Annotated in this window: 18 protein-coding genes and 3 tRNA genes; 7 read left to right on the forward strand and 14 right to left on the reverse strand. The window is 41.1% G+C overall.

What is annotated here, in order from left to right; genetic code table 11:
* Positions 1 to 8: 8 nt before the first annotated feature.
* From AC0KVP_RS11725 to AC0KVP_RS11740, 4 genes are all read right to left on the reverse strand, one after another.
* Positions 9 to 1,883, reverse strand: a complete 1,875-nt coding sequence (locus AC0KVP_RS11725; RefSeq protein ID WP_473336837.1) for a sensor domain-containing diguanylate cyclase — start codon at positions 1,881 to 1,883, stop codon at positions 9 to 11.
* A 126-nt stretch (positions 1,884 to 2,009) separates the two neighbouring features.
* Positions 2,010 to 2,348 (reverse strand): FKBP-type peptidyl-prolyl cis-trans isomerase, encoded by a 339-nt coding sequence (locus AC0KVP_RS11730; RefSeq protein WP_004981094.1) that lies wholly within the window; start codon positions 2,346 to 2,348, stop codon positions 2,010 to 2,012.
* Positions 2,349 to 2,396: 48 nt separating this feature from the next.
* Complete coding sequence (locus AC0KVP_RS11735) at positions 2,397 to 2,927, reverse strand: YaeQ family protein (RefSeq protein WP_004981095.1); 531 nt, start codon at positions 2,925 to 2,927, stop codon at positions 2,397 to 2,399.
* A gap of 68 nt (positions 2,928 to 2,995) precedes the next feature.
* Positions 2,996 to 3,991, reverse strand: coding sequence for a CobW family GTP-binding protein (locus tag AC0KVP_RS11740; RefSeq protein WP_473340508.1), 996 nt, complete (start codon positions 3,989 to 3,991; stop codon positions 2,996 to 2,998).
* Positions 3,992 to 4,475: 484 nt separating this feature from the next.
* On the opposite strand from AC0KVP_RS11740, the gene AC0KVP_RS11745 reads away from it, so the two are divergent.
* Positions 4,476 to 4,679, forward strand: a complete 204-nt coding sequence (locus AC0KVP_RS11745) for a hypothetical protein (RefSeq protein WP_004694446.1) — start codon at positions 4,476 to 4,478, stop codon at positions 4,677 to 4,679.
* A gap of 245 nt (positions 4,680 to 4,924) precedes the next feature.
* Here AC0KVP_RS11745 and AC0KVP_RS11750 read toward each other — a convergent pair whose 3' ends face one another.
* Positions 4,925 to 5,446 (reverse strand): acyl-CoA thioesterase, encoded by a 522-nt coding sequence (locus AC0KVP_RS11750; RefSeq protein ID WP_004694449.1) that lies wholly within the window; start codon positions 5,444 to 5,446, stop codon positions 4,925 to 4,927.
* 304 nt (positions 5,447 to 5,750) lie between these two features.
* Complete coding sequence (locus tag AC0KVP_RS11755) at positions 5,751 to 6,749, reverse strand: patatin-like phospholipase family protein (RefSeq protein ID WP_078388427.1); 999 nt, start codon at positions 6,747 to 6,749, stop codon at positions 5,751 to 5,753.
* 138 nt (positions 6,750 to 6,887) lie between these two features.
* On the opposite strand from AC0KVP_RS11755, the gene chrA reads away from it, so the two are divergent.
* Complete coding sequence (gene chrA, locus AC0KVP_RS11760) at positions 6,888 to 8,075, forward strand: chromate efflux transporter (RefSeq protein ID WP_473336840.1); 1,188 nt, start codon at positions 6,888 to 6,890, stop codon at positions 8,073 to 8,075.
* Between the two features lie 53 nt (positions 8,076 to 8,128).
* Here chrA and AC0KVP_RS11765 read toward each other — a convergent pair whose 3' ends face one another.
* From AC0KVP_RS11765 to AC0KVP_RS11775, 3 genes are all read right to left on the reverse strand, one after another.
* Positions 8,129 to 9,604: an alanine/glycine:cation symporter family protein gene (locus AC0KVP_RS11765; protein WP_473336842.1), complete on the reverse strand. Its 1,476-nt coding sequence runs from the start codon at positions 9,602 to 9,604 to the stop codon at positions 8,129 to 8,131.
* 74 nt (positions 9,605 to 9,678) lie between these two features.
* Complete coding sequence (gene gltS / locus AC0KVP_RS11770; protein ID WP_473336843.1) at positions 9,679 to 10,920, reverse strand: sodium/glutamate symporter; 1,242 nt, start codon at positions 10,918 to 10,920, stop codon at positions 9,679 to 9,681.
* A gap of 506 nt (positions 10,921 to 11,426) precedes the next feature.
* Positions 11,427 to 12,728 carry a DcaP family trimeric outer membrane transporter gene (locus AC0KVP_RS11775; protein WP_473336845.1) on the reverse strand — a complete coding sequence of 434 codons (1,302 nt, stop codon included), beginning with the start codon at positions 12,726 to 12,728 and terminating at the stop codon, positions 11,427 to 11,429.
* A gap of 854 nt (positions 12,729 to 13,582) precedes the next feature.
* On the opposite strand from AC0KVP_RS11775, the gene AC0KVP_RS11780 reads away from it, so the two are divergent.
* Positions 13,583 to 13,747, forward strand: coding sequence for a nitroreductase family protein (locus AC0KVP_RS11780; RefSeq protein ID WP_431605163.1), 165 nt, complete (start codon positions 13,583 to 13,585; stop codon positions 13,745 to 13,747).
* A 75-nt stretch (positions 13,748 to 13,822) separates the two neighbouring features.
* Here the strand turns inward: AC0KVP_RS11780 and AC0KVP_RS11785 are convergent, their stop codons facing one another.
* A complete protein-coding gene (locus AC0KVP_RS11785; RefSeq protein WP_168158357.1) occupies positions 13,823 to 15,022 on the reverse strand; it encodes a multidrug effflux MFS transporter in 1,200 nt (399 codons plus the stop codon).
* A 141-nt stretch (positions 15,023 to 15,163) separates the two neighbouring features.
* Here AC0KVP_RS11785 and yccS point away from each other — a divergent pair, with 141 nt between their 5' ends.
* From yccS to AC0KVP_RS11805, 4 genes are all read left to right on the forward strand, one after another.
* The gene (gene yccS / locus AC0KVP_RS11790) at positions 15,164 to 17,338 is read left to right on the forward strand and encodes a YccS family putative transporter (RefSeq protein ID WP_125280406.1); all 2,175 of its coding nucleotides are present in this window, start codon (positions 15,164 to 15,166) and stop codon (positions 17,336 to 17,338) included.
* Positions 17,339 to 17,423: 85 nt separating this feature from the next.
* Positions 17,424 to 17,984 carry a YcxB family protein gene (locus AC0KVP_RS11795; RefSeq protein ID WP_004981126.1) on the forward strand — a complete coding sequence of 187 codons (561 nt, stop codon included), beginning with the start codon at positions 17,424 to 17,426 and terminating at the stop codon, positions 17,982 to 17,984.
* A 172-nt stretch (positions 17,985 to 18,156) separates the two neighbouring features.
* Positions 18,157 to 20,823: a PepSY domain-containing protein gene (locus tag AC0KVP_RS11800; RefSeq protein ID WP_473336847.1), complete on the forward strand. Its 2,667-nt coding sequence runs from the start codon at positions 18,157 to 18,159 to the stop codon at positions 20,821 to 20,823.
* Between the two features lie 94 nt (positions 20,824 to 20,917).
* Positions 20,918 to 21,697: a YdcF family protein gene (locus AC0KVP_RS11805; RefSeq protein WP_473336849.1), complete on the forward strand. Its 780-nt coding sequence runs from the start codon at positions 20,918 to 20,920 to the stop codon at positions 21,695 to 21,697.
* 17 nt (positions 21,698 to 21,714) lie between these two features.
* Here the strand turns inward: AC0KVP_RS11805 and AC0KVP_RS11810 are convergent, their stop codons facing one another.
* From AC0KVP_RS11810 to AC0KVP_RS11825, 4 genes are all read right to left on the reverse strand, one after another.
* Positions 21,715 to 22,176 (reverse strand): DUF2750 domain-containing protein, encoded by a 462-nt coding sequence (locus tag AC0KVP_RS11810; RefSeq protein WP_473336851.1) that lies wholly within the window; start codon positions 22,174 to 22,176, stop codon positions 21,715 to 21,717.
* Between the two features lie 85 nt (positions 22,177 to 22,261).
* Positions 22,262 to 22,337 (reverse strand) — tRNA-Val (locus tag AC0KVP_RS11815).
* 88 nt (positions 22,338 to 22,425) lie between these two features.
* Positions 22,426 to 22,502 (reverse strand) — tRNA-Asp (locus tag AC0KVP_RS11820).
* A gap of 50 nt (positions 22,503 to 22,552) precedes the next feature.
* Positions 22,553 to 22,628 (reverse strand) — tRNA-Val (locus AC0KVP_RS11825).
* Between the last annotated feature and the right edge of the window lie 62 nt (positions 22,629 to 22,690).

Genomic DNA, 22,690 nt, shown 5'->3' on the forward strand with positions numbered 1-22,690 from the left:
CCTAAAAATCACTCAGTTTCATATGATGCATTCGGCATTTTCATCTGATCACGGCCTGCTTCTTTGGCTTGATACAGTTTTAAATCAGCCGCTTTCATAAGGTCGTGAATATTGGCATAACTCGTTTCACGATCCATCCACGACACTCCCATACTCAAGGTCACATAATCTTTACCATCTAGGCGGTTATGATGCTCAAAACGCGCACTACGCACCGCGTCTAAAACGGTTTGCATAATCTGGCTAATAATCACAAGTGGGACATTATATAAAACAATAGCAAACTCTTCCCCACCATAGCGTGCTAAGTAGGCATTATGTGGCAGTACCGCACCAATCACTTTGACCAGATTTTGCAGGACTTCATCACCCTTTAAATGCCCATAGAAATCATTATAATTTTTGAAATAATCGACATCCATCATGGCAAAAACCAAAGTTGCATGACTATTTTGTTGTGTTTCAACAAAGCGCTGCTGAATTTCTTGATTCAATGCACGGCGATTATAGGCGCCTGTTAAAGCATCAATTTGAATTTGATATTCGAGTTTTTCATTTAAGTCATGTAATTGAGAGGTGCGCTGTTGCACTTTTTGGTCTAGAGAATCATTCAGTTCAATTAAATTATTATTTAAACGTTCGGTATGGTAAGTCTGATAGGCATAGTTACGCGATTGCTGGAACATCACCAAAAGTGCATACAGACTGGTAGAGATGAAAGATAGATGAATCGAATCAATCACATGTAGTGTTAGCAAAAAGTCATGAATAAACGACATACACAACACAATCACGGCGCAAAAATTAAGCTTCGAATACTTTTGTTTGGTCTTTAAGGTTATGTAAAAACCATAAGCAAAATTCAGTAAAATAATAATACTGAAAAATGCACTATAAAAAGCCAGCTGCTCAAAAACTTCCTGCTCAGATAATAAGGTGATGACGATATTCAAGGTCAAAACCAACATGGAAATGGTATAAATCCAATGCTGTAAATAGTGTTGATCAAGCAAATACATATAGCTCAAAAAGAACATGACCGCTAAATAGATAAATAAATATTCTAAACGGATTCCCCACAACCAATTGATATCTAAGAAAGTCGTGTAGGCATAAGGCGCGGTAAAAAGATTGTGTAAGGCAAGAAATAGAATAAAAATGCCAAAGACGAAAATACCTTTACTATTTCGCTCATCCGAACCACGGAAAATAGAAAACATAGTGGTGAACAAGCCTACACCAAACACTGCGCCACAGATCATGGCGATACTCATCATCAATTGTTGATAATGCCGATTGATCGTTTTAGCAATGCCAATATGCATGGGGCTTTCAAGTCCACCACCTAACTTATTAAAGTTTGAGGCCTGTATGCTCAGAGTGAAATAAGGACGATCTGGAACAAAATAAGCAATCCGCGGTGCATTTTCTGTTTGTTGTGCTTCTGCATTATCGGCAACATCTCCCAAACGGACTAAAAAGTCTCCATTGAGATACACCCGATAAGCTCCAGATTGGTTGGGGATGTGAATGGCTAACCTTCGCCCAATAAATTGTTCAGGAATTTTGAAATGTGCAATAAAGGTACCGTAACCTATATTACTGCCAGTAAGTTCCTTAAAAGAAACCGGCAATTCCGTTGCTTTTGAAATTAATTTAGGATTGGGCCGAGTAATCAGTTCATGGTCATAATAAGACCACGTTCCTTTTAAATAACTAGTGGTTTTTTCGCCAAACTGAATAGCGTTGACATTTTTTTGATGTAAATAATACTCTGCGGGTTCGGCTTCATATTGCGCCCACGTCGAAGGTATTAGACTTAAAATTAGCAGACAGCTGAGAATAAACCAGATCAACGGCTGTTTGCTCAATGAGCTATACAAAAGCGACTCTTCCCTTAAATACGCTCTGCCTAAGGATTAATCTACAAATGTTTTTCTTAAAAACCAAGTGTTTTTACAAATGAATCAAATACATCCTTGTAATTGGCTCATTATCACTAATTTTGATTAATCACGTGTTTTTACATCATACAATTCAATTTCAAAAATCAAATTTGAATTGGCAGGAATAATATTGCCCATTTTACGCTCACCATAAGCCAAATGTGATGGCACGATGAGTTTACGTTTACCACCCACTTTCATGCCCATAATCCCTTGGTCCCAACCTTTAATGACACGGCCTGTCCCAATCACAGTTTCAAAGTAGTTCCCGCGATCTAAAGATGAATCAAACTTGGTTCCATCTTCTAACCAGCCCGTATAATGCGTAGTGATTAAAGCACCTTTGACTGCTTCTTTGCCTTCACCGACAACCAAATCAATAATTTCTAATTCTGCGCTCATGTTCTCGCTCCAACCTGTTCAATCAATAAATCTAGTTAAACTGCTTGTTTATTGCAATTGCGTCCACTCAATAATGGCTTGAGCATGGTCACCAATTAAGGTCCACTCTCCATCCATCACATTCAACTGAAGTTGCATGGTACGCTCACATAGGGCTTGAACCGCTTCAGTACTTGCAGTCGACAACTGCCAGATTTCTACATTGTTCAATGTCTTCAACTTACTGTTACGCTTATACCATTCATCGACCGCTGTGCCATAAGTGACAATCGCCACTTGCTTACAACGTGCACTGGCTTTTTTCACTTTATCTTCGTCTGGGCTGCCCACTTCAATCCATTTCACCAACTGACCCGTTAGGTCTTTTTCCCACAGCGCAGGTTCATTGGTTTCAAATAAATCTTTGGTAAACTCTAAAGCTTCATCCGCAAAACGTGCAAACGCTAACAAACGCACCATCAAACGCTCAATGGTTTCTGAAGGATGCAATGCCAAAGTCAGTTGATAGTCCCCATATTGGTGGACATCCATATTGGCAATATTCAAATCTGCCTTATAAATTGTAGCTTTAAGCGCCATACGTACCATCCTCAAATTTGCCGACTAGCATATAAGATTTCGTCCTTTTTTGCTTAAAACAATTTAAGTCATTGCTCAATGCGACATGCAAAAAGTGCGCTTTCAAAACCCATCCAATCTCTTTCATTTTGAACAATCAACTCAACTCGGTTATCAATCCCTTCTTCAACATCTTGATAGTTAAATTGTTCAGGATTGAAATTAAATGCCTTCCACCCCTGATTGGTATGGAAAATTCCTTTAATCCGTCGCCAATCTTGCTGTTCACAAAGTAAATCTAATAAATCGTAAAAGTCAAAAACCCAACGTTTCGGCATTTTCCAACCTGCAACACTATAACCTTGCGCTGTTTCTACATAGTGATACGGCAACTGTTTAATCTCGGGAAAATCTTGTTGAGTCGCTTTCAACTGTTGCTGAACGCTCAGTAAAGGCTGCTTAAATCGTTTTGTTCCGATGTAGTCAAAATCAATTTGTGCAAGCTCAATCTTGCCCTGCTCTGCCATCAGCCACTGCTGAGCATAAGGCTGATATTCGGTTTGCAGTTTTTCAAGAGCCTCTTGATCTGCTTTCTGCATTTGAGCTTGATGTGAAACCACCACAATCTGCGCCGCTTTCAATTGATCCTGATAAAGATTTTGTGCTGTCCATGCATGATCATGTAAACGCGAACCATCCAGCACCGTGATCGGTGCACGCATGTGCAGGGTCGAGTGCCAATGTGGCTCGGTCAGTTGCTCTAGTAACTGTGCGGGATGTCCTAAGCCTGTGGGTTCAATAAACAGCCGATCAGGCTTTTGTTCTGAAAGGAAACGAGACAGTGCAATTTGCATCGGTAGTTGGCTGCTACAACATAAACAACCACCAAGTAATTCTTTCACCGCATAGCCTTCCGTTTTTGGCATGAGCTGTTGATCTACGCCAATTTGCCCAAACTCATTCATAAGTACCGCCCAAACTTCATGTTCAGGTTTCTGACCTAACAAATGCATGAGCAAAGTAGTTTTACCCGCGCCAAGAAAGCCCGAAATAATATGCGTAGGAACCGCCTGCGGCATCGGCATCAGTTTCAAAATTTTATACCTAGCATGGAATATGATAAAAACAGCACAATAAAATAAGCCATCATCTTAATTTAAATAACCAATTTTCTCATCTCAAATCCATGGCATCGAACACTCAGCATTCAATTGACTGACATTTCATTCATCGATACCCGTATTAGACAAACTTCCTTACATTTTACTCAATACTGAAATTAGGGTTTCGCACTTAATTCTCATGCTTTGTACAGTTTATGTGAGTTTTCAAACATTTAAATTGCACATTTATTCCTCACTTCCTCTCAATCTCTTCACAAAAAGCTTCTACTTGTTACTTAAAGCTCACCATTTTTTCATCATCTGTAGTTTTAGGTAATGTGCACTTTTCACATTGTTGCTTCGATTGAACCGCAGATATTCAGGCGATAGCATGAAGCTCAGTTCAAATTGATGTGATGATCAGTCTGAACTATTTTTATCTATAAAATATAAGGATGCCAAAACCATGAAACTTTCTCACTTAATTATTGCAACATCTTTAACAGCTGCGAGCTTTGCAACTTTTGCTGCACCTCAACAAGCGCCAGCTCAAGAAGACAAAGTTGTAGTATCAACCCAAGAAACAGCTGAAACCACAGACTTAAGTGCAAATGCACCAGCTTCGGAAGCATCAGCAGAGCAACCGAATCAAGAAAAAGCCGCTAAATAATCGAAATGTTGCAAGATCCAGTGGCTTTACTCTCCTGCTGGATCACAACAACTTTTTAGCGTTACTTGAAACCAAGACATATCCTGTCTTGGTTTCTTTTTATTTATGCGCATGGACTATAGAAATTCGAGATCAACAGGTGCAGAACGCCAAATTAGCGTAGTTTGCCCATATGGGCCTCTATTCAAAACATCAACGTCAGACATAAAAAAAGATCCCCTATGTAGGAGATCCTTTTTTAAAACTTAACTATGTGAGGCTTTTTTATAAATACTGCACGAAGGATGATGGTTCTCTTGTAAGCGCGCGACCTTACGTTGTTCTGCTGCTTCAAAACGACAACGCTTCCAGTCATTGTCCAAATTCAACGCAGGAATTTGTTTTGGCTTACCATTTTCATCTACCGCGACCATGGTGAAGTAACAACTATTGGTATGACGCACGGTACGCTTTTGAATATTTTGTGCTTCAACACGAATACCAATTTCCATCGAAGTACGGCCGACATGGTTCACACTTGCCAAGAAAGTCACTAACTCGCCCACATGAATCGGCTCTTTAAAATTAACTTTATCAACAGATAAGGTCACCACATAACTTCCTGAAAAACGACTTGCACACGCATATGCCACTTGGTCTAACAGTTTCAAAATGGTGCCACCATGCACATTTCCTGAAAAATTCGCCATATCAGGTGTCATTAAGACCGACATAGTGAGTTCAGACTGGTCATCCGCAGCCGCAGCAATTTGATCTAATGGGGACATCGCGTTCTCTAATTAGTAAGATAATAGGATATGTGACATTTATTATATCGGTTTTGAACGCTAAATTTGGTAACAAAACCATCATTATTATTTATAGTGATTTAAGTATCATTCAAAAAAATATATATAAAGAAGACTAAGCTTTTGAATCTATAAGCCTTCTTTAAATTTTAATTTATTCAAAAACATTGTCGCTGTGATATTTTCACAGCATATAAATGGCTTTTTAGCCTGATTGACTGTATTTCGAGTTATAGAGATGTATAAAAGCCCATTCAGGCTTTTATTTCTACATCACGCGTGATCAATGCGTTCTTACTTGAATACTTTGAATATTCAATTTTTGCTTATAATTTTTCTGCGCAAAAACTTTTTGAATCTGTCCTAACTGCGCAACGGTTGCATCGACCCCAGCTTGCATGGTCAACTCACGTCCGCTGACATCAAAAATATGTACTTTCTCACGCAAGTCTGGCTGAATCACAATATCTGCATTTTTCAGCTCAATTTGTGCAAGGTTCTTTTGCATGATATTGATATTTTGGTTAAACAGCCCCCAAACATTTGAGGTTTCGGTATACATTGGCTGCGCCAGAATATCGACCGCGATAATAATATCCGCCCCTAACTTACGTGCCACATCAACAGGCACGGGACTGACTAAACCGCCATCCACATATTCATCAGCACCAATTTTAGTGGGAATAAACATACTCGGGATCGACACCGATGCCCGAACCGCTTGCCCAGTATTGCCATAGTTAAAGACGACTTTTTTGCCTTCTTTTAACTGCGTGGCCACCACATACATCGGGATAGGTAAGCGTTGAAGTGGAATGTCGTTCACTTGCTCATTGACATAGTCTTCAACTTTTTGACCATCAAAGAAACCTTTCATGTCCAAACGAATATCGCGCACATCATTGGCTTTCATATTCAGCGCAATATCACGAATTTGATTGGCATTTTTTCCGCTAGCATACAGTGAACCAACGATACTACCGGCACTGGTTCCCACTATAAAGTCGGGACGAATCCCCGACTGCTCTAAAACTTGAATTGCGCCAATATGTGCATAACCACGTGCACCACCACTCCCCAACACCAAGGCAATAATTGGACGGTTTTGTTCTTTTTTGAGCTGTTTAAAATTGATCTGGTTGAGTCGCTCTTGGGCTTCCCCTGACTCAGTTTCGGCTGAAAAAGCCTGACTTGGCGTTTCTTGAGCCACTTTGGGCATGCTTTGACAGCCTGCTAAAGCGAGCAATGTAAACGACATAAGGCTAAGTTTAATGTTCAACATGATTCACCGAAGTTGGGATAGCGCGAAATTTTCCAGCAGCATAGTGTATGAAAATCAGCAGTCCAAGTACTGTTGTTTTTCGTAAAAGCGTCATATTCACCTATTATAATCTGTTTCAATTTGTCAGCATAATTCAAAATGCGCACTCAGCATCTCACTTGCATCTTTCTGCACTTTTTAAAATTGGGCTACTTGTCTTTTGGTGGGCCTGCTGCTCATTTGATGTTTTTTCACCGTCATTTTGTACAGCAACTTGGGTGGTTGAATGATGCTGAATATGCCCAACTGGTTGCTCTCGCTCAATTGCTCCCAGGGCCGACCAGCAGCCAAGTGGGTATTGCCATTGGTTATCAACTCCAAGGCTACCGCGGTGCGTGCGCGGCTTGGCTCGGTTTTACTTTGCCGTCTATGCTCCTCATGGCATGTTTCGCGGTACTGGGTCAGCAGTATTTCAATCAACTCAGTGCGATGACACTACATAGCATTCAGTTGATCGTTTTTGCTGTAGTGATCTGGGCCTTTTGGCAAATGTTGACAAGTTTCTGCCAAACTATTTGGCAATATGTGCTGATGTTACTTAGCACCTTGTTTCTTTACTTCGCCCCATGGTCATTCAGCCAAATTATCGTCATCTTAGTTGCTGCTCTCGTCGGTATTTATTTCGCATCAGATTCGACATCAAAGCTCCAAGACAGCAGCTTAAAATCAAAAGTCCAAGCAAAGCAGACTTATCTTTGGCTCATTGCCTTTGTTTTGCCTTTTGTAGTTTTTATGGTGTGGCATTCATCTTCTTCACTCTTCTCACAGAGCCTGTTCAGTTTTTACCAAGCAGCATCTTTGGTTTTTGGCGGTGGGCATATTATTTTGCCACTTTTACATCAGGACTTCGTCGCCAACCATATTTTATCTGCCGAACAATTTGACTTAGGTTATGCGCTGGCTCAACTCATGCCCGGCCCCTTATTTAGTTTCGCCAGTTACTTAGGTGCTTTACTGCCTTTAACGCCCTTTGTTTGGCTGAATGTGGTTCTAGCAACTTTAGCAATCTTTCTGCCCTCATTCTTTTTAATCTTTGCAACCTTACCCTATTGGTCTTGGCTTATGCAGCAAGCTGCAATACGAAAAGCCGTAATTGGGATCAATGCGGCAGTGGTCAGTTTACTGCTGTATTTGGTGCTGCAAATGGGACAAAGTTATTTCAAGCATTGGACTGACTTAGTTTTTGTGGTCGCTGTTATTTTACTGCTTCGAACCAAACTCCCGATTTGGCTAAGCCTGATTTTAAGTTTTGCACTGTATCAGCTGTTCTTTTACTTTAGCGGCTAAATAGCCATAAAAAAGCCCCTATCAATGTAGAGGCTTTTTTATGTACTAAATAATTACCAAATGTCTGATTTCACTTTGTCTTTAAATTTAGGATGATTATCCAATTTAAACACAGGCTCTTTCACACCTTGTTTCAGCTGTGCCAAATAGTCTTTTAACAGCATCAATAAGAATGGTGTTAACAGCAAAATAGCAAACAAGTTAATGGTGGCCATAATGCCCATGAACAAATCGGCAGTGTTCCAAATGAGAGGCACACTCATCACTGAACCGAGATACACCATAATCAAAACAAAGATACGGAAGACAAACATCACCTTGGCATTGTTATTGATAAATTGCACATTCCCTTCAGCATAGGCATAGTTACCAATGACTGATGAAAAGGCAAACATGAATAAAATCGTTGCAAGGAAGTCATCACCCCAAGAACCAATTTGGCTCTCTAAAGCCATTTGGGTGAGCGTTACGCCTTCAAAGCCCGCATCATGATAAAGTCCTGAGGCCAAAATAATAATCGCGGTACATGAACACACCACGAAGGTATCCACAAATACACCGAGCATTTGTACCAAACCTTGGTTTACAGGGTGCTTTACATCCGATGCAGCTGCCGCATTCGGTGCTGAACCCATACCTGCTTCATTAGAGAATAAACCACGTTTAATCCCCATCATCATTGCCATAGAAACCATCGCACCGAAGAAACCACCAGCAGCAGCTTCAAACTCAAAAGCTTTAGAGAAAATGAGTTGGAAAATATCGGGTAAAATAGCGTAATTAATTACGGCGATATATAAAGCAACAGCCAGATACAACAAGGCCATCAATGGCACAAAACTTTCTGCCACTTTGGCAATACGTTTGATTCCACCAAAGATAATCATCGCGGTCAGCAAGACTAAACCTAGTCCAACCCAAGACACTACAATATGAATGCCACCGAGTTCAAATGCTAGATTGGCTTTATCCCATCCCCATGCATGTGCTGTCGCACCCGTAATCGCATTGGCCTGTACTGCGTTAAACACAAAACCATAGGTTGAAATAAGCGCAACAGCAAAGACTACACCCAACCATTTTTGTTTCAGGCCTTGGGTAATATAGTAGGCAGGTCCACCACGGAACTGTTTATTTTCTTGGTCGCGCACCTTGAACAACTGTGCAAGAGATGACTCAACAAAAGCCGAACTCATACCCAAAAATGCAGTGACCCACATCCAAAATACTGCACCCGGTCCACCAATCGCAATTGCGATCGCAACACCCGCAACATTACCTACACCTACACGGCTTGCAAGCCCAGTGACAAAAGCCTGAAAAGGTGTAATGCCATGATCATCATCACATTCCTTACGGCTTGATTTCATGACCTTGATGCTGTGCAAAAATAAGCGAACCTGTACTGCACCCGTAATTAGGGTGTAAAACAAACCGACCGCAACAAGGAAAATCACCAAAAAGTCCCACAGAGGTCCATTCAGTGTATTCACCCACCCGAGTAATGTTTCATTTAATTGATCATTCATCTCGATATCCTAATTATTGTGAGAGACCTGAAAGCAAAAAAGCCCTAGTTTCCTAGGGCAAATTGCATTTCCAATTAGTTAAAATATTGCAAAATAGACTGAATGACAGCAACGTTAATCAAGTCTACAAAGAATGCGCCACATAAAGGCACAATCAAGAATGCCTTGTGCGAAGGACCATACATGTTGGTAATCGCCTGCATGTTTGCAACCGCAGTCGGGGTTGCACCCATACCAAATCCACAGTGACCCGCAGATAGCACCGCAGCATCGTAGTTTTTACCCATCACACGGAATGTCACAAATGCAGCATATAGGCCCATCGTAATCGTTTGTGCACCTAAAATAACCACAAGCGGACCAGCAAGGTCAGCCAATTGCCATAATTTCAATGAAAGCAAAGCCATCGCAAGGTACAACGACAATGATGCATTACCAAATACATCAATCGCACGGTCAAAGATTTGGACTTTGAAAATACCTTCCAACACATTACGTAAAATCACACCGCCTGCAAGCGCCCAAACGAAAGTCGGTAACTCAAGCATTGTGCCTTTCATATGGCCAGTCATAAAGTCAGCAAAAGCCAAACAGCCTGCAAACAAACCTAATGTGGTAATCGCATTATCCGCAGTGATTAAACGCACACGATGTGGATATTCAAACGGTACATATTCTGATGAATTAATATCAGTCAGTGGTGTGTTATCACTCTTTTCAATTTGTTCATTGGTACGTGGCGTCGCCAATTGATAGCGGTTAATGAGTAACTTCGCTAGAGGACCACCAATCAAACCACCAATAATCAAACCAAATGTCGCACTCGCCATACCCAAAGCTAATGCACCTTGGATACCATGTTTAACTTCTAGAATTTCACCCCAAGCACCCGCAGTACCATGACCACCAGTTAAGGTAATTGAACCTGCAATCAAACCAATAAGGGGGTCAATGCCCAATAAGGTTGCAAGGCTAATGCCGACAAAGTTTTGCACCACAATAAATGAAGCGACAGCCATCAAGAAAATAACCAGACCGATCCCGCCCTCACGCAATTTGGCAAAGTTTGCACTTAAACCAATTGAGGAAAAGAAAATCAGCATAAAGCTTGTTTGCAATTCGCTACTGGTCGTGATGCTATAGCCCCAAAGACTATGCACAACCAAGGAGATAATCGCTGCAACTAAACCACCTGCGACAGGCTCAGGAATGTTGTAGCGTTTCAAGAAACCAATTTTATTTACCAAGAAGCGGCCAAGTAACAAAACGATGACAGCAGCAATCAAGGTATAAAAAGCGTTAAAAGTAAATTCCATGACAATTGTCCATAAAGCGGATGCTTAGATTTTGTTATCTGGCTAATAAGCCACCGAATCCATTGATACTTCAAGAGATATTTCGTAAATCTGAGACAAACTCAGTCTTGCGTATGGAAATTCAGGCAACGGGTAAATTGGTAACAAACTAAGCGATCTGATGCATAACATGTTCAGTTCTACACGATGAGTAAACTGAAATAACGTAATGCCCAATAATGTTTGGACACAGATACGGTTTTTTGAAAAAAATCACAAAACCGCCCCATATTGGCTCAAAAACAACCAACAAAAGTACAATATGGGCGAAAGACCGACATTATGCAGATTTTTTATAGATAATCTTTATTTTTTTACAATAATTTCCAACTATTTCTCTTATTCTTTTCTGACTTAATACTTAAGTCTATATTCAAAATGTATTTAGTCTGTATAAATTTCCCTACTCAAACAAAACAGGAGCCTAAAGCTCCTGTTTTTTAAACCGCAACTATTTCATCACATGATTAGAAGCTGTATTTCGCCATTAAGCCAACACGGTTGTCTTTGTAGCTATCGCCAGCAAAGGTATCACGTTTACCATTGATATATTCAACACCTAAGTCCAATGGCTTAACTGGTGAATAGATGAAGTTAATCCATGCTTGATAAACTTCTTCGTTTGCAGCTGTGTTTAAACGCGCGTAATCAGTACCATCATCTGCAAATAGAGCACCATACGCTAAAGTCGAACGTAATTTTTCGTTGAATTTATACGTACCACCGACTTGCACACCAAACGCTTCATTTTGCTCGATATTGCCATTTGCAGGATCTACATAAAATGCAGTGTTGCTTCCGTATAAGTAGTTGCTATTGCCCTGTACATAAGACACATCAGCACTGAGTTTTAACGGATCAATCACTTGATAATTTACACCTGCAGCTAAGCCCCAACCTGTTTTATCATCACCAGATGATTCAGATTTATATTGTTCCACTAAGCCACGAACCGATGCATTCGCTTTACCATCAGCAAAACCTTGCGTTAATTTTGCAGTTAATACTGGTAAGCTATATTTCACATTTGAAGATACATTTTCGCTGTCGGCAGCATCCCACTCTGTAGCAGTACCATTCCCTTCTTCCGCAGCAATAAATAATTTCGTTGCAGGCGCTAAATTAAAGCCATAACGGACTTGTGGAATACGAGTTGTACCACCACCCACGTTAGTCCCAAAGTCAATCATTTCTGGTGCGTGGTTAGACAGGAAGTTAGATGTGGTTTGACCAAACAACCAGTTGTTATAAGTCAAATACGCATGACGAATTCGAAGGGCTTCATTTGTTCCAGCGAAGTCGACTTCTACTTTACCACCCAGTTTGTTATCGCCAGCCACATTGGTATTGAAATCTAAACCTAAGCGTGTAGTTTTCGCTGTTGCACGGAGTTTGTCTTTAGTCTTACCATCTGAACTTGCAACTTTGTTGAAGTCGTCATCATGACCTTCAATAATATAGTTTGCATCGCCACGAACAAAACCATACAGGTTAATGTCTGCGCCAGACTTAGATTTTAACGAAGACAGTGGAGATTCAGCTTTTACAGGAGCTGGCTGTGCTTTGACTTGTTGAATCTGAACGGCTTGTTGTTGTTGAACTTGTTGTTGCTGTTGCATTAAAGCTTTTAACTCAGCAACTTCAGCGCGTAATTGAGCGAGTTCTTGTTGTTCTTTGGTTGCAGCATGAGTTGTTGTCATCATCAGAGCAGCCACACTAAGTGCTAGGCTTTGAGCGATAAATGGCTTTTTATTGAGGGCTAAACGCATACACAAACTTCCTTTATTACATTGTTAATAGTGAATCAAAAATTCCATTTCAGTAAAATTTTTTGCACAAAAGACCACTCCGTTTTGGTCTTTTCATATGCAAAGTAATCTTATAAAGATGAAAAATCGCACATTTCGATGTTTTAAGATATGACCTTTTATTACTCTTGCCACTAAAGTCTAATGCACACAATTTCAAACGATAATTGATGTTATTCGCGATTGGCTTTGAAGCATCAAATTACAATTTAGACAGACTTTTGCAATAATTAAGTAACAATTCTTCATATTTTCTTAAATATAGACTGAGTTTTATTTGAGATCTATATTTTTTTCTTATAACTAAAGTCTTAGTCTAATAGATAGCCATCTATGCGCAATGATGGGTCAAAATCACAGCTTTGCACCAAAAAAGCCTAACTATTCAGACTATTATTGAGCATGATAAATAAAATATCCGCAAGCACGAATACACGATTATGGCAAATAGATGTGCTCATAGGAAAACTCCTAACAAAATGTTTGAGCAAACTCGTCAAACTCAATTTAGACCGTCTGAACATCCTGAAAAAACATCTAATAATAAGAAACTTTTGCATATTATCCAGAAAAATGGATTTCGCCTTTTATTGAGCACCGCAGCGAAAATGGTTAGGGCTCGTATGGCTTGCTTAATATTCAAAAAGGTGAAAAAGCGAAAATCGCACAGCTGCAATCATGTAATGACCAATCTTTTTTAACGCACCTGTCGGACTATTCTTCGCAGTCAATCAAGCCTTAAACATCTGCGCGAAAATGGATATTGCCATGATGAGAAATGTCATGACTTCAGTCAAAGCACAAGGTTCAGACTCTTGTCACGAGCCGTATGGAATCACTTTTATGCTATCAATGTACAAGATGCTGAACTCGTCTGCGGCATGGCACTGGGTTATGCGGATCCTGAGCAGATCGTCAATCGCTTTATAACACATGGCGTACCAGTTGAAGATTTTGCAGTATTCTTAAACAATGAGTGAGATTTAAAGCATTCATTTAAATAACAAAAGAGACTAAAATGAGTCTCTTTTTTTATATAGTCACAACTTCAATTTTTAGGCTTTTTCGTGCTCAAGCTTAAACACATAATACAAAGCCAAAGCCACAAAAATAGCCATGACAATGGCCATATTCAAAAGTGCCGACCAGAGTAGAAAATTAAGAATCACACCACAAAGTAGACCACAACCAAATTGCATACTGCCCATAATCGCACTGGCCGTTCCTGCCCGTGCACCCTGCTCAGACATTGCAATCGCCATGGCATTTGGCCCTGTAAAACCAATTGCTGCGACAGCGAGAAACATCCCTGCACATACGATATATAAGGGCGCATGTGTCATGCTACCCGCTACCAACAGCAGCCCCACACCAGCCAACTGCAAAAAACTGCCTAATTTTAAGCGCTGAAAAACACTTAACTTTTGTGCCAAGCGCTTATTTAAGGTTGAGAACAGCATAATCCCAAGCGCATTGGCACCAAAGGCATAGGCAAAAACTTGCTGACTTAAGCCGTAACCATCCATCAGAATGGCAGCAGAAGCACTGATATAGCAAAAGAGTACAGCCCCAGCAAAACATCCAACAAACATCGGACGTCTAAAGCTCGAATCTTGCAGAATCGCCCCGTAGAGGTTTAAAACTTGATTAAAGTTAAGCTTTAAACGGCGCTTCGGATCTAAAGTTTCTTCAAAGAAAAAGTGTACGCAGCACAGGCTTCCCAAACCAACGACCATCAAAAAGGCAAAAATACTATGCCAACTACTGAAACTCAGCACCAACGCGCCTAAACTCGGTGCAATAATCGGCGCGATGGTGGTCACAATCATCATACTGGCAAATGCTTGAGCTGAGGCTTGCATATCTAAACGATCACGAATCGCAGCACGGGCAATCACCACGCCCACACAACCGCCTAAGGCTTGCAAAACCCGAGCGGCAATGAGACTCCACTCACTGTTTGCAAACACACATAGTAAACTGGCAATAATGTAGAGACTTAGGCCAAAATACAGCGGTTTTTTCCTTCCAATTCGGTCACTTACCGGCCCATAAATCAATTGTCCAATCGCCAAGCCTAAGAAGTAGGCAGGTAAGCTGTTTGCCACCATTTGTGTGCTTACCCCAAAGTCATTCGCCATTTGTGGCAAAGCAGGCAAATACATATCAATAGACAGTGGACCGAGTGCAGTCAGTGAAGCAAGTAAGAGAATCCAAGCGTTGGAATAGACCGCTTTTTCCTGTGTAGTCGACATAGGATTAATTTATGTTTTGGAAGGAGAGTTTGCAGACAAGTTTACACGCTCCATAGTATGATTTATACCAGAGCAGGTGAAATTTCACATATTCTCATATTTGAAAATTGTCCAACCCTAAGCGACAAACAAAGGTGCCCTTTGAAAGCATGGCTGACCAGTCTAAAACAGGCTACTTATAATACAACCTTCATGTATAACCTCCGCATGGTCATTACTTTTGCAGGGACTGCTTTTGTTCCATATTTTATGGGTTTTCAACTGGCAACTATTCCGCTGACACTCGGTGCAGTTGCTGCGGGTTTAAGTGATATTGATGACCGCTTTTCCGTGCGGATCATGAATTTAATTTTTACCTATATTGGCTTTTTCATTACCGCAACGTCTATTTACTTTTTATTTCCGCACCCAATTTTATTCGCACTGGGTCTAATCGTTTCGTGTATTGGTCTGATTTTACTGGGTTCACTGGGACGTCGTTATGCCACGATTTCCTATGGTTGCTTAGTGGTTTCGGTTTACTCCATGCTCGGTGTCGGACTTTTTGACAACTGGTATACACAACCGTCTCTGCTAGTGATTGGGGCAATTTGGTATAGTGTTATTTCAACCATCAGTTTTCTGCTCTTTCCCGTTCGTCAGGTACAGGACAATCTATCGAAGTGTTATTCCTCACTCGCCGATTTTCTGTTTGCAAAATCCAACCTGTTTGATGTCGATATGACAGCAAACAGCTATCAACAGAGCATGATTGAACTGTCGTTGGAAAATGGTAAATTAATTGCAATTTTCAACGACATGAAAACCGCCCTACTCACCCGTTTAAAAGGTGACCGTGGACAACGGGATACCCGTCGCAGCCTGCAATATTATTTTGTGGCGCAAGATATTCACGAGCGTGCAGATTCAGCACATATTGACTATCAAAAACTGGCGAAAATTTTTCAACACAGCGATATCTTATTCCGCTTTCAACGAATTTTATCTATACAAGCCAAAGCCTGTAAAGACTTAAGCAGCAGTATCTTAAACCGGCAAACCTACACCCATAATAAACGCTTTAAACATGCTTTTGAAAACCTCCGTTTATCATTAGAAAAGCTCAGAGACGAACAACAGTATGACCAAATTTGGGTCAATGCTCTGTTTTCACTGTATCAAAACTTAAAATCGATTGATGCACAGCTACGTAACTTAGAAACTGAACGCAATATTAAACTCGATAAAGCTAAGCATATCGAAAGCCAGCTCAAAGATGATGACCTGAAAGGCTGGGATGACATTAAGGTTCGGATTAAACAACATCTCACTCCAGAATCGGTGTTATTTAGACACGCGATTCGTCTGTCTATCGTGCTGTTAGTTGGATATATCTTTGTTCAAGTCACTAACATTGAATATGGGTACTGGATTCTACTTACAGCCCTCTTTGTCAGTCAGCCCAATTTCAACGCAACCAAACGTCGTTTACGTTTACGTATCGTAGGGACGTTGGTCGGGATCATTTTAGGGTATGCCGTGTTGTACTTTGTACCTTCGATTGAAGGACAACTTCTCGTCTTGGTCATCAGTGGTGTGCTTTTCTTTGAGCTCCGCAGTAAACAATACGCTCAAGCCACCGCTTTCATCACCATCTTGGCGCTGATTAATTTCAACTTAGATGGTATGGGATACGAAGCTGCTCTTCCGCGCATGATGGATACCTTAATTGGCTGTGGTCTGGCATGGTTAGGCGTGAGTTTCATTTTCCCTGACTGGAAGTTCCGTCGCCTACCCCGCACAATTTACCGCTCGCTTTCCGCTCAATGTGATTATTTGGCTGAGGTGATTGAACAATATAAGTCTGGACGCAACAATGGCCTGAATTATCGTGTGGTCCGTCGTGCCGCACACAATACCGATGCCGAAGTTGCTTCACTCATTTCAACTTTAGCCACCGAGCCCGACTTTGACCCAACGCAAAAGAGCTTGGCGTTTGAGTTCTTGTGCCTCAATCATACCTTTATTAGCTATATTGCCGCGTTGGGAGCTCATCGTGAAAAAATTGACGACCCAGAAATTTTAGAATTGATGGATCGCGCTTTTGACAATATCCAAGGTGCGCTCCTGCGGGATGAAATGCCTGATTTAACTGCGCAAAATATGCTACAGACCATTCGTCAGCGTTTAAGCCAAAATAATGAGGAAGATCAGAAAGCATTGATTATTTTACAACAGCTTTCGTTGATGTTTAGCATCTTGAATCAGTTCAGTCGTTTGAAGCAAAGTTTAAGCCACGAACGGGATCATGAGGCCACAGAACTGGCTTCATTATAATTTGGGTGATTTTGGAACAATATACTCACTGAAATGCTCTAAATGATGCTAAACTTTTTGCAGTTTTAAATCTGTTACTTTCACTATGACCGCGAAAAATTTATACGCTTATACTTTACAGCCTGTGACCTATGAAATCACTGAAGCTGAACAACGCGATGCTCAATTAAAAATTTGGCGTAGCACAAACAAAATTAGCATGAAAGCTTGGATCATCATGGCTGTCGTTACAGCCCTTTCGATTCTTGGCCTAATTTTACTCAAAAATTATTCAACCATCTTTTGTTGGGTCGCAATCGCCTGCGTCGTGGTTTACCTTTTAGTCCGTAAATTCGGTTTAGAATGGTATGTGAAGCGCAAAATGAATGAGTTTCCAGTTCAGGAAATTAAAGGCATTCGTTTAGGTGTACAACCTCACGGTCTGATTATGCGCCAGCAAATGGGCATGCAAGAAGGTGTCGGTGCAATCGGTTGGAAAGACATCTACGAATGGTACAACACACCTGAGTTTTTGTTGATTAAATTCAAAGTGAAAGGCCAAGAAGGGGCATACATTCTGCCAAAACGCATGGATAGCAAAAACTTCTCGTTTAATACGATTCGTAAACATTTAAAAGAAACAGTTGGTGAAGCGCAGCCACTTTAAGTCTTGCTTTCTCCTCTGTAAAAAAACCTCCAACTTTTGGAGGTTTTTTTATATCCTAAACTCTCGAATACAAATGATAATGAGAATAAATATTAATTTCTAAATCCATATTATCTTCTCAATCTTCAGGTATAATTTCCGCACAACAAATCGCTCACCATTAAGTATCGCCATGTTTAAAAAAACATTTTTCCAAGTGCATTGGTTTTTGGGAATCACTGCGGGTCTTATCCTGTGGCTTATGGGCGTCACAGGGGCCATCTATTCTTATGAACAACAAATCTTAAAATGGATGAACCCAGATAGCTATACCGTTCAAGCAACACAAAACAATAAATTAACCCCTGCTGAGCTGTATCTACATTTCCAAAAACAAGATCCTGCCATCAAGATCAATAGTATTACGATTGCTCAAGAGTCAACCACTTCAAGTACGGTCAATATCGAGAAAGAAGGCGCACGTCGTGGTTATAACATGATGGTGAACCCGTATACTGCTGAAGTCCTACCCGAAGTTAAAGGCCGTGAGTTTTTTAACTTTATTCAACAGTTGCACCGTAATTTAACTGTCGGTCCTGTCGGTAAACAAATTACTGGCGCTTGTACCCTCATGCTTATTTTCTTTGTGTTGAGTGGCCTGTACTTACGTTGGCCCAAACGTCATTCCATCAAACAATGGTTTTTTATTAAACCTAAATTGAAAGGACGCAACTTCATTTGGGATTTGCATGCTGTTGTTGGTACTTGGGTAGTGATTTTTTATCTGATCTTGGCCTGTACAGGACTGTACTGGTCTTATGATTGGTGGCGCGATGGCATGTTTAAAGTCCTCGGCGTTGAACGCCCACAAGCACAAATGCAAGAAGGGCCCCGTCCAAATGCTGGTGCAGCTCAAGGCCCACGTGACGAACAGGCTGGTGCTCGTGGTGGAGAATCACGTGAGCAAGGTCGTGGCGGCCCACAAGGTGAGCACACAGCCCGTGGTGAACGAGGTCAAGGCGAACAACATGGTGAGCGTAAAGGCTTATCTCCAGAACAAGTACAAATTGCTTTAACCCAAACGTGGACAGGATTTAATGCACAAGTTGGTCGAGACTATTCAACCCTGACCCTAAATATTCCGAAAAAGCCCGATGGTACACTTGAGCTTTCATTTGTAGATGCAATTCCACAACATGAGCGGGCGCGAAACTCAGCGGTCTTCAACTATCAAACTGCAAAAATTGAAAAAATGGAGTTGTATGAGCAGAAGAAGCTGAATGAAAAAATCATGAGCAGTATGCTTCCTGTACACCGTGGTAGCTTCTTTGGCCCAATTTATCAATTCTTTGCCATGTTTGCATCACTGATGATGCCACTGTTCTTTGTAACCGGTTGGATGCTATATCTAAAACGTCGTAAGCAAAAGAAACTCACTCAGCAAGCTCGTGGTGGAGCTTTGAATGTTCAGGTTGATCCACATGCGAAACCATGGCTCATTGCTTATGCAACACAAACAGGTGTTTCTGAGCAAATCGCTTGGCGTACTGCAACCAGCTTACAAGAAGCAAGACAACCTGTAAGTGTTAAAGCTGTACAACACTTAACACAGGATGACTTAAAAGCTGCTGAGCAAGTGCTTTTTGTTGCAAGTACTTATGGCACGGGTGAAGCACCTGACTTAGCCAGTAGTTTTGAAAAGAAATTTTTAAATACAACTTTGGATTTGTCACACCTTCACTATGCCGTGTTGGCTTTAGGCTCTCAAGAATATCCTGACTCCTATTGTAGTTTTGGACATCGCATTGATAGTTGGTTAAAAGCCAATGGCGCACATGCTTTGTTTGAAACGATTGAAGTCAACAACGCAGATAACAACGATATTCAACGTTGGAACAGTGCTCTTGCCTCTGCAACCAAACTTGAGCTTCAAGCCATGAATATTGACAAAACCTTTGATCAATGGAACCTGGCACAACGTGAAGTACTCAATCCAAATAGTGTCGGAGCACATGCTTATAATATTGAGCTAAAAACCAACTTCGATGCAACATGGCAAGCGGGTGACATTGCTGAGGTTCAGCCAGGTAACAGCACCGCACGTATCCAAGCCTTTATGCAAAAGCATCACATTGCAGCACAGAGCATCGTTGAGTCTTTAGCCATTTCGATTGAGCAAGCGCTTTGGGATAAGAACCTCAACACAGAGATTGAGCCTTTTGCCAATTTGGAACATTTACTGGAACAGTTGAGCCCTTTACCTACACGTGAATACTCGATTGCAAGTGTACCAACTCAACAAGTGTTACGTTTGGTCGTGCGCCAACAGCAAGATTCAGCAGGTGAACTGGGCTTAGGTTCTGGTTGGTTAACCCAACATGCCGAGCTTCAGCAACCTATCGCACTACGTATTCGTACCAATGAATCATTCCACTTGATCAATGACAACCGTCCTATCATTTGTATTGGTAACGGCACAGGCATCGCAGGCTTAATGAGTCTACTCCATGCACGTACCCGCCTAGACTATACGCAAAACTGGTTGATCTTTGGTGAGCGTCAACGTGAACATGATTTCTTCTATCAAAGTACGATTGAAGCGTGGCAAACCACAGGCATGCTACAACGCTTAGATTTAGCGTTCTCGCGAGATCAGGCAGAGAAAGTCTATGTACACCATAAACTGCGTGAACAAGCCACTGAGCTTAAAACATGGGTTGAAAATGGTGCCGTAATTTATGTCTGCGGTAGCATTAATGGTATGGCGAGCGATGTCGATGCTGCCCTAATTGAAATCTTAGGCGAAGAAAAATTAGATCAACTCCGTCAAGAAGGTCGTTATCGTCGCGATGTTTACTAAACACTAAGTCTAAATGAAAAAACCGAGCCACAGCGCTCGGTTTTTTCATGCGTAAATTTGCTAGAATCATGCAAACGATAACCCACAAGCCTATATGCAAAAATCAAAAAGAGTCATTAGTTTTATTATCGGGTCATTACTGTTCGCAGACGGCTTGTATTTTGTTTTACAACTACGCTTTAATTTTGGCACCCTCTTGCCCTTATTGATTGGACTAGGTCTAATCATTTATGCACTGGCTTATCCTAAACTTATCGCCTATATTCAAACCACTACAATCAGACAATCAATATGGCGTTGGGCTTGGGCAATTTTCTTTGTTTGGGTTTTTAGCTTAGTCATTTTCTTCGTCTTTTTAGGGTTTTCAAATCAACAAAATACCCCTCATGTCGCTGCACCCGCTATTGTAGTTCTTGGGAGTGGTCTGAAGCATGGCAAACCGAGTCCAACATTGGCCAGCCGTTTAGATCAAGCGGCAAGCTATGCCAAACACCATCCCAACAGTATTATGGTCGTCAGTGGCGGCCTCTCCTTTCAGCAAAAAAATAGTGAAGCTGAAGCAATGCGACAATATCTGATTGATGTACACCATATCCCAGCACAGCGTATTTATACCGAAGATCAAAGCACCAGTACTGAGTTAAATCTGATCAATAGCAAAAAGATTTTAGCCAAACAGCATATTTCTCTCCAGCAACCGATTGCTATTGTGACCAGTGATTTTCATATCCCCCGTAGTCGTGCTATAGCCATACGTCAGGGTTATCAAATGCCTATCATGATCAGCGCTCAGACACCTCTTGCCACTCGCTATAATGCATGGTTACGTGAGTATTTTGCATATTGGAGTGGTTGGCTACTCAATGAATACTAAAATGGGATCATCTTGAATTAATGGAGGCGAATTGTCCGTGGCGATGGTAATTGTAATTGTTTAAATAATTCAGGCTTCTGCATTGAAAATTGATATAAATAGTTTTTGATATCTAATAATAATTTTTCTGGAGCAACCAAAACATTTTGCCCTTCTGGGCTTAAATTCATCGAGACCGTGGTTTTTTCTGAACGTAGGAATGGAATCACTTTTTCGACTAAATCGCTAAGACCAATACTTTGGATTTCGTAACCCGCCCAATTATCTTTCACTAAAAGCTGCGCTAAACCTTTACTCTGCCACATCGCAAAAGAACGTTGACCGGTTGGCGTGGCACATAAAGCCCAGCCATCTTGATATAAGGCAATAACATAACCTTGATGCACGATCGTTTCGATAAAAAGACGATAGATTTCAAGAGGATCGTAAGCAGTATTTTGGTTTTTAGACGCAGCTTTGCGTTGATATGGGTTTCTCATAAATCTGTCATATTTTAAAATTATTATTGCACAGAAGTGTATGAAAACAGCTTGAGATAAGCAAGGTTTTTACGATAAGGGAATATGGTGGGCGCTGACGGGATCGAACCGCCGACATTCTGCTTGTAAGGCAGACGCTCTACCAACTGAGCTAAGCGCCCTTGAGAAATAAAAATAGCGACGCTATTTTTATGATGCAAGAAAGAAATCTTGCTTGATTCCATTTACTAGCACAAGGGATCTAGAAAATGGCGCAGCGGACGGGGCTCGAACCCGCGACCCCCGGCGTGACAGGCCGGTATTCTAACCAACTGAACTACCGCTGCAACGGTAATTGCGAATGCAATTAGGGTCATTAAGCTTTACAGCTTGAATATGGTGGGCGCTGACGGGATCGAACCGCCGACATTCTGCTTGTAAGGCAGACGCTCTACCAACTGAGCTAAGCGCCCTGATTTAAGATTGTCAGTCTTAGTGTTCAAATTTAAGCTCAGGGACTTAAATTTATATTTTA

The sequence above is a fragment of the Acinetobacter sp. DL27 genome (genome assembly GCF_055810995.1).